This window comes from Marinoscillum sp. (assembly GCF_040222955.1).
Lineage (GTDB): Bacteria > Bacteroidota > Bacteroidia > Cytophagales > Cyclobacteriaceae > Marinoscillum.
In genome coordinates, this window is record NZ_JAVKCA010000011.1 from 147,209 (window position 1) to 161,699 (window position 14,491).

At 44.3% G+C, this 14,491-nt stretch carries 10 protein-coding genes; 1 reads left to right on the forward strand and 9 read right to left on the reverse strand.

Annotation, left to right across the window (positions count from 1 at the left end; genetic code table 11):
- Position 1 precedes the first annotated feature (1 nt).
- Positions 2–2,401, reverse strand: coding sequence for a 3-hydroxyacyl-CoA dehydrogenase NAD-binding domain-containing protein (locus RIH33_RS10545; RefSeq protein ID WP_406652157.1), 2,400 nt, complete (start codon positions 2,399–2,401; stop codon positions 2–4).
- Positions 2,385–2,858 (reverse strand): MarR family winged helix-turn-helix transcriptional regulator, encoded by a 474-nt coding sequence (locus tag RIH33_RS10550; RefSeq protein WP_406652158.1) that lies wholly within the window; start codon positions 2,856–2,858, stop codon positions 2,385–2,387. Before RIH33_RS10550 ends, RIH33_RS10545 begins: the two co-directional genes overlap by 17 nt.
- 93 nt (positions 2,859–2,951) lie before the next feature.
- On the opposite strand from RIH33_RS10550, the gene RIH33_RS10555 reads away from it, so the two are divergent.
- Positions 2,952–3,518, forward strand: a complete 567-nt coding sequence (locus RIH33_RS10555; protein ID WP_406652159.1) for a hypothetical protein — start codon at positions 2,952–2,954, stop codon at positions 3,516–3,518.
- On the opposite strand, the gene RIH33_RS10560 is transcribed toward RIH33_RS10555, so the two are convergent.
- The 7 genes from RIH33_RS10560 to RIH33_RS10590 form a co-directional block, all read right to left on the reverse strand.
- Positions 3,515–5,335, reverse strand: coding sequence for a tetratricopeptide repeat protein (locus RIH33_RS10560; RefSeq protein ID WP_406652161.1), 1,821 nt, complete (start codon positions 5,333–5,335; stop codon positions 3,515–3,517). The genes RIH33_RS10555 and RIH33_RS10560 overlap by 4 nt on opposite strands.
- Positions 5,336–5,741: 406 nt before the next feature.
- Positions 5,742–7,448, reverse strand: coding sequence for an Ig-like domain-containing domain (locus RIH33_RS10565; RefSeq protein WP_406652162.1), 1,707 nt, complete (start codon positions 7,446–7,448; stop codon positions 5,742–5,744).
- Entirely contained in the window at positions 7,445–8,323 is an 879-nt protein-coding gene (locus RIH33_RS10570) for a class I SAM-dependent methyltransferase (RefSeq protein WP_406652163.1), read from the reverse strand. Before RIH33_RS10570 ends, RIH33_RS10565 begins: the two co-directional genes overlap by 4 nt.
- Before the next feature lie 2 nt (positions 8,324–8,325).
- Complete coding sequence (mnmG, locus tag RIH33_RS10575; RefSeq protein WP_406652164.1) at positions 8,326–10,191, reverse strand: tRNA uridine-5-carboxymethylaminomethyl(34) synthesis enzyme MnmG; 1,866 nt, start codon at positions 10,189–10,191, stop codon at positions 8,326–8,328.
- A 72-nt stretch (positions 10,192–10,263) separates the two neighbouring features.
- On the reverse strand, positions 10,264–10,689 hold the full coding sequence (gene ybeY / locus RIH33_RS10580) for an rRNA maturation RNase YbeY (protein ID WP_406652166.1): 426 nt from the start codon (positions 10,687–10,689) through the stop codon (positions 10,264–10,266).
- Positions 10,690–10,693: 4 nt separating this feature from the next.
- On the reverse strand, positions 10,694–11,095 hold the full coding sequence (locus RIH33_RS10585; RefSeq protein ID WP_406652168.1) for an ATP-binding protein: 402 nt from the start codon (positions 11,093–11,095) through the stop codon (positions 10,694–10,696).
- Positions 11,092–14,466: a DUF4175 family protein gene (locus tag RIH33_RS10590; RefSeq protein ID WP_406652169.1), complete on the reverse strand. Its 3,375-nt coding sequence runs from the start codon at positions 14,464–14,466 to the stop codon at positions 11,092–11,094. The genes RIH33_RS10585 and RIH33_RS10590 overlap by 4 nt, the downstream gene beginning before the upstream one ends.
- Between the last annotated feature and the right edge of the window lie 25 nt (positions 14,467–14,491).

Below are 14,491 nucleotides of genomic sequence, written 5' to 3' on the forward strand. Positions count from 1 at the left end.
TTTAATTACGAAGTGGTTTCCCCTTGAACAAGATGCTCTGAATCCGCTCCAAAGTCTTTTGCTCTCCACACAAACTCAGAAAAGCTTCGCGCTCCAGATCAAGGAGATACTTCTCTGAAACAAGCGTGGGTGCCGAAAGGTCCCCGCCACTCATCACCCAGGCAAGCTTTTTAGCAATCTTGGCATCGTGCTCCGAAATATAGGCTCCGTACTTCATACCCGTGATGCCCGCATCAAACATCGCCATACTGGTACGCCCATGTACTTTGATATCTGTTCTTTCTTTAGGCTGAGTATAGCCGGCATCAGCCAACTCCAGTACCCGCTCTTTTGCGTCGGCCAGCAACCGGGCTCTGTTCAGGGTAATGCGATCTGAAGCAGTCAATATGTCCATGCCTCTGGCTTCATGTGCCGAAGTAGCCACCTTAGCCGTAGCGATGTTCATAAAGTACTCCTGCAAAATATTTAACTCAGGATCGTTGGGCATATACTTGTCCGATGCCCGAAGGGTGAGCTCTTTGGTACCTCCTCCACCGGGTATTAAACCAACTCCCACTTCCACCAAACCAATATAGGTTTCGGCGTGCGCCTGAATGGCATCACAATGAAGGGATAGCTCGCAACCACCACCAAGCGCAAGACCCGAAGTGGCTGACACCACAGGAACTGACGAGAACCTGGCTCGGGTCATGGTAGTCTGAAACTGGCGAATCATCATGTCAATCTCATCAAACTCCTGATCCACCGCAAACATGAACAACATGGCGAGGTTGGCCCCGGCAGAAAAATTCTGGCCTTCGTTGCCTACTACCACTCCCCGGTAATCTTTTTCAGCCATGGAAATGGCCGTGTTGATGCCTTCAATAACCTCCGCACCTATCGAGTTCATTTTTGTATGAAACTCCACGTTCAGGACGCCGTCCCCAATGTCATAAATGGTGGCACCGTCATTCGACCAGACCACATTGTTTTCTTTGAAAGCATCCAAATAAATAAATCCTTCCGTACCGGGAACCACTTTGTAGGATTTCGAAGGAATGTCGTAGTAGTGCTTTTTACCATTTTGGTATTTATAAAAAGACTGATGACCTGCAGCCAGCATTTCATCCACCCAGGGAGCCGGTGCCAGATTCATTTTTTTCATTTGATCAACACACGCCTGCAGCCCCATAGCATCCCATGATTCGAATGGGCCGAGCTCCCAGCCAAAGCCTGCCGCTACGGCCTGATCAATTCGATAGAGTTCATCCGCAACCTCCGGTATACGCACCGTGCAGTATCTGAAAAGATCGAAAAATGTAGCTCTGTAGAAGTCTCCTTCCCGACCTTCTTCATTAATGACGATTTTGAGTCTTTTCTTGAGATCTTCCTCGTTCTTGGTTTTATCCAGCACATCCAGTTTCACCTTGGCCTTCTGCTCGTATTCAAACGTTTCAAGGTTCAGTTCCAGGATTTCTTTATTTCCATTTTGGACTACTTTTTTATAATAGCCTTGTTTGGTTTTATCTCCCCACCATTTGCGATCGTAAAGTTCCTGTACAATCCTGGGCAGTTTAAACATTTCCCTGGATTCGTCATGGGGTAGGCCCTCATACAAACCTGCTGCCACTTTCACGGCAGTATCCAGGCCTACCACGTCCATGGTTCGGAAGGTAGCCGACTTGGCCCGACCGATGACCGGACCACTTAGTTTATCTACCTCATTGACAGTAAGGCCCATTTTCTGAATGGTATGCATACCCGACATAATCGCGTAAATGCCGATTCTGTTGGCTATAAATGCAGGCGTGTCCTTACACAACACCGTTTCCTTGCCCAGGAACAGATCTCCATAATGTAAAAAGAAGTCTACGATTTCAGGGTCTGTTTTCCTGGTAGGAATAATTTCGAGGAGTTTCAAATACCTCGGCGGATTAAAAAAGTGTGTTCCACAGAAATGCTTCTGAAAATCTTCACTTCGCCCCTCCAGCATGAAGCCGATCGGAATACCTGACGTATTGGAGGAAATGAGTGTCCCTGGTTTTCTGTATTGTTCTACTTTTTCGAAAAGTGATTTCTTGATTTCCAGGTTTTCCACCACGGCTTCAAGTACCCAGTCGTAATCCTTGATCTTCGACAAATCGTCATCAAAGTTTCCTGTAGTGATGAGGCTTGCCTTTTCCTGATGATAAAGGGGTGAGGGCTTTGAGCCAATTGCTGTTTGTAAAGATGAATTTACGATTCGGTTCTTTACGTGGGGTGAATCAAGCGTGAGTCCTTTTGCCTTTTCGGCATCCGAAAGTTCTTTTGGGGCAATATCCAAAAGCAAGACTTCCAGACCGATGTTAGCAAAATGGCAGGCAATTCGGGATCCCATAATTCCCGAGCCTAGTACTACTGCTTTCTTAATGGTTCGTTTCATAAATGAAGGCTTCTGCTAGTTTATCAAATAGGTTTTTGTCGTCTATGAGCTGGGTGACCGAGCGGGTCACTTCTATGAACGTTCGGATGTCCTGCTCAGGTACCAGTTCTCTTAATTTTGAGTTAAATTCTTTTACGGCTCTCCTGGAAAATTCTCGCTTCTCCTTGCCCAGGGCGGTAAGAAAAATTCGGACAGAGCGGCCATCGTTCGGATCCTGTTCGCGATAGATCCACTTTTTCTCCTCCATGGTTTTGAGCATTCTCGTGAGCGATCGCGCTTCGAGTCCCATAAGTGGAGCGATTTTGGTAGCCGGTGTTCCCAGTTCCGCATCTATATTGAGCAATACAAACCCGGTGGATGCGGTAACATCAAAAGGTGCTCCGTATTGATTGTACATCCTGGAAATGGCGTGCCAGGCTACTTTTATATTATAATCTACGGTATCTTCTCTTTTCATTCTCGTTAGGGTAATAACCAAAGATAGGTAAAATATGTTATGCATGCATACTATTTTTAGGATTGTGATGCAGCAATATTTAGATTTGATTACATGGATCAAGAGAACAAGCACCTGGTCAATATTCCCAGCTCATTTTATTCATTCAAAGAAGAAGGCCCTTTTCAGCATTGCGTAGAGTGTGACCGATTTCTTCTGGATGAGTCTTGCGACTATGTGATAGAGAAAGCCGTTCGCAATTATCCTGGGTTCAAAGCGAGTGACGTCATTTTTGATTATGCCATCTGCATGGATTGTGCCATGGAGGTACAAAAGGGGCTTTCGACTGAGTCGATGACTAAGATTCAGGAATTCATGCAGGAACACCTGCAGCAAAAAATGAGAACCAGGGAATCAGCTTCTCTAGAGTCGTATACGGATCATTGCCTGGTGAGTAATCGTGCAGTGAGCGAATGTGAAGAGTTCCAGATATTCGCGTATTGTCGTGGGAGTAAAGTCAATTTACAAATGCCACCCTACATGATTTCCGGTCAGGTGCTTGATGAAATTTCGGAATTGCTTTCTCCGGAAACAAGAGATGAGCTCGACGGATTTTTCAATAAGCACTTTGCTCCCGACCCAGGTCTGATGGAGCCTAATCCGCGACTGGTCCTCATCTAATTGGTTAAATCACCCCTAAGTTTTCGTATTCGCGTTCTGGCTTCAGCTGCGTGTCTGCTTCCGGGATATTTCTTTAAAAATTCCTGGTAGATGGACATGGCCTCCTGGTCCTTGTGGAGGTGGTCCTGCAGGATTATTGCTTTCCTAAAAAACGCATCGTCGCTTAGAATATCATAGTTGTACTGACTAATGATTTTATCGAGTTGTTGAATGGCCGCCATGTAATCACCAGCCTCGAGTTCCAGTCTGGCCTGGAGCCAGTAGATTTCATCCGTAATACTGTGGCCCGGATGCTGCTCCAAAATTTGATTCAGTCTTCTTTTGGCTTCTTCTGACTTATTCATGAAAATCATCAACTCCACGGAGGCAAAATCTTTCATGACCTGATCTGTAGTGTCAAAAACCGTGTTATCGGAAATGAGTAGACTCAAAGCAATGGCATCATTGGCAATGGTACGGGTGGTAGCAAGTTTAAGAATGTCCAGATGGCTCTTGGCCAAAGCAAAGTTTCCTGTGAAATAATTAAGTCGTGCATTTCTCAATTTCGCCTCATAGCCTAATGGTGATTCCTTATTGGCCTTTTCCACCTGAGAATAAAGCAGTGTGGATTCCCATGGCTGATCGGTAAGAAGATAGATGTCCCCAAGATCCAGTTTTGACTCGGAGATCAGTGAGGCCGGACTACGATTATTGTGAATGATGGTGTTCAGAAGGGTGATGGCCTGTGGTAATTCATTGAGATAAAAAGCATGTAGCAAGGCCTTGTTTCTTAAAGCTTCCAGGGTGGTTGGGTTAGGGCCCATTTCATCGTATAGTCTGGCGTATTCGTCGGCCAGATTTCTAATGGCTAGTCGATCCACCGGATATTCATTTTTGACTTTGTTTTCCTTAGACCTGATCAAAAGGCGACGAGCCGGTGGATAGTTATATGAGTTGGGATAGGTATTAATCACATACTGGTAAATGTCTATAGCATCCTGCCAGGATTTATTGTCGTAAGCAATTTGCGCTATCCGCATGCACTCATTTCCGGGTTGTTGGTTTCGCTTGTCTAAAGCGCGGCCCTGAATGAACGCGGAATAGAAATCCTTCCGTTGAAGTAGGAGCCAAATAAGCAAATCGGAATAGAGTGTCTCATTGGGATTTCGTTGTGTCTTTTGAATGAGCGTTTGTTCCAGAAAATTCTGATCCTCTTCCTCTGTGAGGATATTTTGAAATAGATTTTTGACATACGTCAAATTGGCCGGATTACCCTCCGCATAGTTAATGTATTCGCTGGTCATGTCCGGCTTATTGTTAGTAAGGCGGTGGATGGCCGCCATATCCAGCGCAAAAGAGGACGGTCGACCATTTGCTGCCCTTGCTTTTTCGTAGAACTGGATGGCATCTGCATAAAGTTGCCTGGTGGCCAGATTTTGAGCGATCGTGCTAAGTTGATACTGGTTGTCTGCGTAGGATTTGATTAGCTCGTTCAGAAATTTATCTTTTTTGTCCAGCTCGCCTGCATAGTGATAATAGAAAACGAAATCGACCTGATACTGCAGGTTCGACGGGAAAAATTTTAGCACACGCTGCAAATACCTTTCGGCATCTTTTAATTCATTGGCATCCAACAGCAGCTGCATATAATTGGCGTGAATAAGTGGAATGGCCTGTTTTGATTTCTCCAGGCCTTCATACATCAATTTGGCCTTGTCGTATTCTCCTTCCTGAAAGTACTCATTGGCCAATTTCGCGTCGCTGCTTTGAGCATGCCCCGTAGCCTGCAGGAAGAAGAGTATGATGATTAAAAAATTCTTGAGGGTATGTTTCTTCATTTGATGACGTACCGGTTATCCACGTTAAGTTATGTACTTAATAAGTATTATATAAGTTTTAAATAAAAGACTATTTCTATTATTAGGGCTGTGGAAATGTGGGGAAAAAAAGTGGATTTATTTAGGAGGGTGCATTTTGTTTATAAGTTGGAGAAATTGGCGAGTCTTTCCACAGCTGGTGGTGAGGGTAAATGATTGGATTATAGGAGATTAGGTTTGATATGTAGATAAGTTGGGATCCGCGGGTGTTGACAAGATTGGGAGAGTGAGCTGTGGGAATAGAAGTTGATAACCTGGGGTTTGTCTGAGTAATTGTTGGGGTTCTGGATGAAGGATAAAGTGGTTGTGAATAGATGTTAATGTTTAAATGTTAAACACAGAATTGTCCACATGGTTTGTGGGTTATTCAGAAGGAATAATTGAGTTCAATGTCCCAGTTGGCACGAAGGGTAGTCTCTTCTTTGAAGTAAATAACTGATTCCGGTTCGGTGTTAGTAAGTATGTTTCCTGGTGACCATTCCCCGTCGTTGTTGGAGTCTATCAGTATCCTGACCCAATAATTTCCTGGAGGGATTTCTGTGAAAACACAGGTTGTGCAGGACTTGAGTGATTTAACCGGGGTTTCTTTGTTGATAAGCTGAACGAAGTAGGAAGGTGCTGATGCGGTCATGAGAACTCTGATGATGCCGAAGTTTTCACTTTTGGCAAATTTATAGGTCTGTGAGAGGACCTGGGATGTGTCGTTCTCGCATGATATAAAGCATTGTGGATTGATTGATAAGGTGTATGAATCTTTGCTGAGGTTGGTAATTCTCTGATTGAGGGATGCCTGTGCTGAGTCCATGGCTGTACTGTCGAGTGGGTGGTTGCTTAGATAGGAGTTTAGACTGTCCCTATAGTGCGCAGCTGTGATGTCAAGACTGAATGAGAGTTTGGTAGAATTGTGATTGAACTGGACGCCTTTGGGCCGGAAATCAAGATTCATGATAGTGTCTACGGGTATTGAAATGAAATTGTCCGATAGAAGCTTGCTGGGCTTGTTAAATTCGATGGTGTATCTCTGATCGGGAAACACAGAGGTGTTGGGCTTAGGGCTTAATGATACCTTGTATTCATCTGCTTTCCGCGAGGACTCTCTGAATTTTACATATAGCGTATCTTTTCGCATATTCTTGAGACTGTCAATGGCAGTAATGATTGTTTGAAGGCTGTCGGCTACTGTAGGAGTTGGATAAATTCTTACGGTTTCCTTGTCTCCCACTATGGTACTGGGAAGGTAGGTAGAATCTATCGTGAGCAATGAATATTGGTTGATTGGTTTGGTATATCTGATTTCGAAGTACCTGCCGGAGGGTCTTGCAGAAATCAGTTTGAGCGTTGCTGCATTGATGTTGACCATGGGTAGCCTAAGACTGTCCAGAATCGTTTCTTTGAGATAAAGTGTGTCCTTTAGGAAAGCGTATTGTTCTGAAGCAGGATCAAAGAGCAGATTTTTGTTCTTGTCTTCAAAGGCCATGAGCCTGTAAGGATTGGCTTTTATATTTTGTATTTGGAAGCTTCCTTCGTCGGTGGAGGTAGTGAAGTAGGTAGGTTTGATGGATTTGAAATCCAGTGTATCGGATGGCTTATAAAGTCCGATGGTTATTTTCTTTGGGATGGCACCTGTGAAGAGATTAGAGACGGCTCCAAAGATGGCCAGAGAGTCGATGTAATCTCCTGTGCTAAATGCGAGAACAAGATTTTCTACAGGATTTTTTTCGGTGATGTCGGTGATGCCATCAAAGAAGTTGAGGGTGTAGGTAGTGCTGTCTTCAAAGGGCTGTTCAAATCTGATGGATATACTTTCTTTCTTGACGAGGGTTTTGTACTTGATTTCTGTAATGGGTGTGATGACCAGATTTTGTTTCAATTTATCAGCATTGATGAATTCATCGAATGTCATTTCTATAGACAGGTCCTGGAAGCGTAATGATTGATCAACAGGTGTTGACGATATCAATGTTGGCGGGATGGTGTCTTTGGGTCCACCTGTTGGGGTGATGGGATTGGCACAGCTGTGTAGAAACAGATCCAGAAGGATGATGAGGATAAGGGTGAAGAAAAGCTGTTTCATTTGGTTAGAACGTAAATGAGGCTGGAATATTCTGATGTCTGGCGTGCCTGTTGGTTAGACTTGAGTCCAACTCGAAGCGCCTTTAAGTAATTGGTTTTACCAGTTTTGTATTTCTCACTGAGAAGGCTAACGTAATAGGCATCAAACTTCATCGGATAGGTTTTGATGAGGTTCAGTTTGCATTCTTTGGCTAGTTTTTCAAGTGATTGTTGATTGAAATGTGAGAGGTGTCTGGGTACATCATAGGCTGCCCAATGGCTACCATAGTGTTTGGCATCATATGATAGGTGGTTAGGTAATGCAATGAACATGAGCCCGTCTTCGGTGAGTGATTTGCGCAGCGCCTTGAGGGTAGGTCTTAAATCATGAACGTGCTCTAGGACGTGCCAGGCGGTGATGATGTCAAATGGTTTTTGTTGTTCCAGTTGTTTGAGGTCATTCAAAATGGGCAGGCCAGTGATGTTTTCTGCCATTGTGCGTGCATTGGGAGACGGCTCAAAACCGGTTGGAAGAAAGCCGTTTTTCTTTAAATGCTGAATGAACAAGCCTGTACCGCAACCAAAATCCAGTATTCTTTTTTGATCACTGTGTGATTTGATGAGTGTAGTCTTTTGGGCGAGTGTTATGGTTCTGACTTGTTTATAGAGCCAGTTGACAGGATTATTGGCTTGATTGGTATGAGAAATGTAGTCGTTGTGCTGGTAGTAGGCGCCAATGTGATCCTGATCCGGACGGGGATTGGTAATGACAAGACTACATTTTTTGCACTGTACAAGGGCAAAGCTTTCCCCGGAAGCAGCGTGATCTTCGCAAATGAGGTAGTTGGTTAGCAAAGTGTGTTTGCAGGCAGGACATTCGTCCAATTTCTGATACATAATTATTTAGTGAGGTAAACCATTAATACTGATACATCTGAAGGAGAAACACCACTGATACGTGATGCTTGACCGAGAGTGGTTGGTTTAATTTTGAGCAGTTTCTCTCTGGCTTCTGAGGAGAGTGAACTGATCTTGAGGTAGTCGAAATCGGGATTAATCTTTTTCTCGTCTAATGAGGACATCTTTTCAGCATTCTCCTGTTCACGTACGATATAGGTTTCATACTTGATTTGTATGGAGGCTTGTTCAGCAATGTCTTTGTCAAGAGAAGCAACGAACGTTCTTGTGGACTCATTGAATGAAGCAAAGGTACTGATCTCTATATCTGGTCTTTTGAGGAGTTGATAAAGAGAGGAAGTGTCCTTGATGGGTGCCATGTTGAGTTCTGCCAGTGTCGGGTTGATTTCCAGTGGTTTAAATTTCTTTTGCTTCAGATTATTGATGAGCTGTTTGGTGGCTTGCAATTTGTCTGAAGTGAGTTGATTTCTATGCTCGGTGGCAAGTCCTAATTTGTGTGATAAGGGTGTAAGCCTTAGATCAGCATTATCCTGCCTAAGGAGCAGGCGATATTCTGCTCTGGAGGTAAACATGCGATAGGGTTCATTGGTGCCTTTATTAATGAGGTCGTCAATGAGTACGCCTATATAGGCCTGGGATCTGCTGAGTATAAATGGATCCTTTTCCTGTACTTTTTGATGGGCATTGATTCCGGCCATTAATCCCTGACAGGCAGCTTCTTCGTATCCTGTGGTGCCGTTGATCTGACCAGCAAAGAAGAGATTGCCGATGAGTTTGGTCTCCAGGGTTTGAGAGAGCTGAGTAGGAGGGAAGAAGTCATATTCTATGGCATAGCCTGGCCGGAACATTTTGGCTTGCTCGAAACCAGGAATGAGCCTGAGGGCCTTGTATTGTACATCTTCTGGTAGTGAGGTGGAGAAGCCGTTCACGTAAACCTCAACGGTATCCCAACCTTCTGGCTCAACAAATATCTGGTGGCGATCACGCTCTGCGAATCGGTTAATTTTATCTTCTATTGAAGGACAATACCTTGGGCCGAGTCCCTGAATGCGACCATTGAACATGGGGGACTTATCAAAGCCTGTCTGCAATGAGGCATGAACCTCGGGGTTGGTATAGGTGATGTAGCAGCTTCGTTGCTTTTGAAGGGGTTGGGTGGTGTCGAGGTAGGAGAATTTCTCAGGCGCTTCATCGCCTTCCTGTTCATCCATGCGGCTATAGTCCAGGCTTCTGCCATCCACTCGTGGGGGCGTTCCGGTTTTCATACGTCCGGATTCAAAACCCAAAGACACAAGTTGCTCCGTAATGCCGGTGGCTTTTCGTTCACCGGCGCGCCCACCGCCAAATTGTTTTTCCCCTATATGGATCAATCCATTGAGAAATGTACCGTTCGTGAGGACAACCGCTTTTGATCGGATTTCTATGCCGAGACTGGTTCTGACACCTATAGCCCTATTGTCCTTCACGAGGATTCCTGAGATCATTTCTTGCCAGAAGTCAACGTTCGGTGTATTCTCTAATGCCATTCTCCATTCTTCGGCGAACCGCATCCGGTCTGATTGCGCCCGTGGACTCCACATAGCAGGGCCTTTGCTCTTATTGAGCATGCGGAACTGGATCATGGACTTGTCGGTGATAACACCGGAGTACCCACCCAGCGCGTCTATTTCACGAACAATCTGGCCTTTAGCCACACCACCCATCGCAGGGTTGCAGGACATTTGGGCAATGGTGTTCATGTTCATGGTGGCCAAAAGCACCTTGGAACCTAAGTTGGCAGCAGCAGCAGCGGCCTCACAGCCAGCATGGCCCGCACCAACAACAATTACATCGTATTCTGGAAACATAATATCGGTAAGTGTTTCACGTGGAACAGTCAATCATCAACACACAAGGAGTTGTGAGTGTTCCACGTGGAACTATATTTTGAGCAAAGATAAGCAGGCATCTTCTTTTTGCCTCATTAACATTTTATGATCGTCACCCTTGTCCTCAAAACCAATAAGGTGGAGCAAACCATGTACAAGCACCCGGTGCAGTTCTTCTTCAAATGGGAGACTCATCTCATGGGCATTGTCTTTTACCCTGTCAATACTAATGAAGATGTCCGACTCGATACGAAGAGGCTCCGTGGAGTTGTCAAAGGTGATGATATCCGTGTAGTAATCATGCTCCAGATAAGTCTTGTTAATGTCAAGAAGGTAGTCGTCGGAGCAAAAAATATAGTTGATAGTTTCTATGCTATATTCATGGGATAGGGCAATGTCCTCCAACCAGCGGCTTATTGTTCCTTCATGTTGAAGTGTGAAGTCCACATCCTCAGTGAAGTAGTTGATGCAGGACATTGAATTAATTCAGGTAGAAGGTGAGAATGACGGCTCTTCCCTCGTCCTGGAAGCTCACCTCATCGCAAAGGTGTTTCATGAGGAAAATGCCCCTGCCTCCAGGTTTGTCCAGGTTCTCCGGCGAAGTGGGATCTGGCAATTGGTTGAAGTTGAAGCCTTCACCTTCATCGGTGATGGTGAAATTCAGAATGTTGTCGTCTACTTTAAGTTGCAATGTGACGTTCTTGCTGGAGTCCTTCCTGTTGCCATGGACAATGGCATTATTCACAGATTCCGTTACGGCAATCATAATATTGCCGTAGATGTCGTCATTCAAAGAGAACTTCTCTTTGGCATTGTCAATAAAGCTTTCCACGATCCTTATGTTCTCAGATAAGGAAGGAATTTGTATCTGTATGCTGTTCATTCGTGCTGTTGTCCACTTAAACGTCTAAAGTAATCGTTTACTTCCTTTTTATAAAAAGGATTTAAATCTAAAGGAATTGTTTTTAACAAATCTATTTCCTGTCGGCGTGCTTTCAAATACTCTTCTACGGCAGGAGGGATATTACGTGTAATATCAGATGCGGTTTCACCTTCTCTTTCAGGGGATTTTTGTTGCTCTCGCATGGACTCCTCCGCTTCAAGCATTCGGGTGATAATTTCCTGCTGTCGATTAATAAGCTGTTGGGTGATTCTTTTGTTCACCAGATCTGTTTCGTTTTCTTCCATCTTTTGAATGGCCTCTTTCAATTTGTTGCCGGTGCCATCTTTGCCCTCTTCACCCTCCTGACCTGGTTGTCCGGCCAGGTTCTGCTGCATCTCTTCCAGAGCTTGACGGAGTTGTGCCTGTTCAGCAGCGAGTCTGGCCAGTTCTTCGGAGAGCTGCCGGCCGGACTTTCCGCTTTGTTTTAATTGCTGGATTTGTTCACTGAGCTGTTTCTGCATTTCCGACATGCTGGGCATAGACTGCTTTTGCTGCCCTTTACTTTGTGGCTTACCCATGGCTTCTGCCATTGACATCTGCATCTGACTGAGCACATCATCCAATAGCAGGGCGAGGTTGTTCATGGAGGTCATGGCATATTGCTGATTACTGGCCGCTTTGCCTTTATTACGCTCACGGAGCTCGAACATGGCTGTTTCTAGATTTCTGTTGATTTCGCTTACTTCCCGGGTCACAAAATTGCTGATCTGCGCCACCCGGCTGGCTAAAGAGAGCAGACTGTCTTCGATGACTTCTATATTGGCGATGAGCTTTAACTGCTCCTGAGAGAGTTCTATGAAACGAGGATCCACCTGATCTACCTCCTGAATGTCTTTGAGAATGCGCTCCTGTTCGAAGGAAAGTTTGATAAGGTTGTCCAAAATGTCCCGCAGATTATCGAGGTTTTCTTGCATCATCACCATTTCGGCCCCTGCCTGCATGTCCTCCAGCTTTTGAGCAGCGGCTTTCATCTTTTGCCCGGTATTCTTCATTTTTTGACCAGTGCTGTTCATCTTTTCCTTGCTTTCCTGCTCATTTTTTGGACTTTCTGTTTCATTGTTCTCTTCTTCGGAGTCTGATGGCTCCTCGGGAGATAGTTGATCTGTGATTTCGTCCAGTTTCTCGGAAATCTCCTCCCTGTCCTTGTTCAGGTCATCCAGGGGTTCCGGACTTTTGAGCTCTTCATTCAGTTGCTCTGCCTCTTCCAGTTCTTTTTGTATTTCTTCAAATGTTTTGTTGATTTCTTCCTGTTCTTGGAGGCTTTGGGAGTTTTCGTCTGATTTTTTATTTTGAGTTTGTTCGCCCAGCTTTTCCTGTTTCTCGCCCAAATCCTTAAGTTCCTGAGCAGCTTGCTCCAATTGCGTTTCAAGTTTCATACGCTTAAACAACTCCAGCGCTCTTTCCAGCTCTTTTTCAAGGTTTTGTTCTTTGTTTTGAATTTTGGACAATTGCTTAAGAACTTCCTCCGAATTGCTTTCTTCCTTCAGGAGCTTCTGAAGTTCGTCATATAACTTTTTGGTTTCTTCATCCAGCACTTCGTTGATAAGGTTTTGAAGTTGCTCAGACTTTTCCTGAAGCTTTTTGCTTTGTTTGCCAAATTCCTTTTGACTTTCAAGAAGTTGCTGATGTTTCAGCTTTAGGTCTTCAATATTTTTTTCTAACTTCTTTTTGTCCTTGATGAGTTCCTCAAGCATTTTTTGATCCTGCCAGCCTATTTCCTTTTTGTTTTTCAGTCTTGATTCCAGTTCCTTGAGTTGTTCATTCAGGGCTTCGGAATTCTGGAGTGATTTCTCCAGCTCGTTTTGCGAATTCTCGCTTTTGCTTTCAATAAGGGTCTTGATTTCCTCATGACTCGGCATTCTCAATGTGAAACGTGCCGAATGTGCAGATTTTGTTCCATTGATGGCATCATTGTCTCCAACACTGACATAGACCACTAAAGATTCTTTATCTGTGAGTCGTAGGGAATCAAAATTCCACTGATAAATAAACTGCTGACTATTCAATGATCGGTCATAGGGTATGGCTACTCTGCCTTTAGACCCTGAATTTCCCCGTTGATAGTGCAGATTAAGATGACTGAAACCATAATCATCCATGATGCTACCCGTAATAAGGAGGGATTGGTAGGTGACCGTGTCGGGAAAGAAGCTGGCTTCAATTTCGGGGGCTTGATCTTTGGTAACCGCTATTTCATAGGCAATTTTTGACTTGTTTCGTGCGTGGGTATTCTTGAGGGCAAGCTCATAGTTAAAGGAATTGAGAGCCGTACGTGAGAGGGAGTATACTTGATTGTCCCTGGATGTCATTTTAGTGGAATCGCCCCCGGTAATGAAAAACACCTTATCAGCATCGGAGGATTTCAGGGTAAAAAGTAATTCACTCCCCTCAGGTACAATCAGACTGCCGACATTGGAAGTTTTTTGATCATTGAGTCCTGTGTATTTGGGATACTTTATCTGAATGTTCAAATCCCGTATTTCGGGACGGGGGTATACTTTTATCTCATAAGGAGAGGAAAAATATCCGGCTGCTTCCAGCCTAAACTGTTTGTCCTGTGAAAGCGCAGGAAAGTTGAACGTCAGTTCTTCTCCGTTTCCAGACAGCCTGAACCGACGCCCGTTTTCAACCAGATAGACATCTTCCGGAAGACTATTGCCCTTGATGGCTACTTTCAGTTCGTAACTGTCATTTTGGTAACCAACCAAATCACTCAGCACATGAAATGAGAATGGTGCTGGTTTTTCGAAGGGTTGGTTGAAGTGTATGATGCGCGTGGTGCTGTCAATGAAAAGGTTGGGGTTGATAAACGAGACGAGCAACATAAAAACCGCTACGGCTGAGAGGTAATACGCGTATTTGAGGTTTACCCTGAAGTTAATGGCCTCTTTGAAGGAGAAAATGGTTAATTCACTGGTTTTTTGATGAAGCGCTGCAGCCAGTAGTGAAGAGTCTGAAGCAGAAAGCTCTGAAAGTTGGAGGTAGTTGATAAGTTTATCTTGTATTTCCGGAAAGTACCGTCCGATTTCCTCCGCAGCTTGCTTATCGCTTATTCCCTTTCGCAGCCTTACGAGAGAAAGTAAAGGAGATAGGATCCAAAAAACCAGACCGTAGCCTATCAAGAGGATAAAAAGGGAGAATAGAACTAGCCGGATGGTTTCACTAAACCAAAAATAATCCTCTAATAAACTGATAATCAATAGGATAGACCCAAAAAGCACACCGGTAACAAGTGAACCCTTGAGTAGCTTGTTCACAAAATACTTTCTCTTAAATCTGTCTAAATTATTCTTAAGAAGGTCTACAGACATATCAATAGTACGAAATTTCTACCGC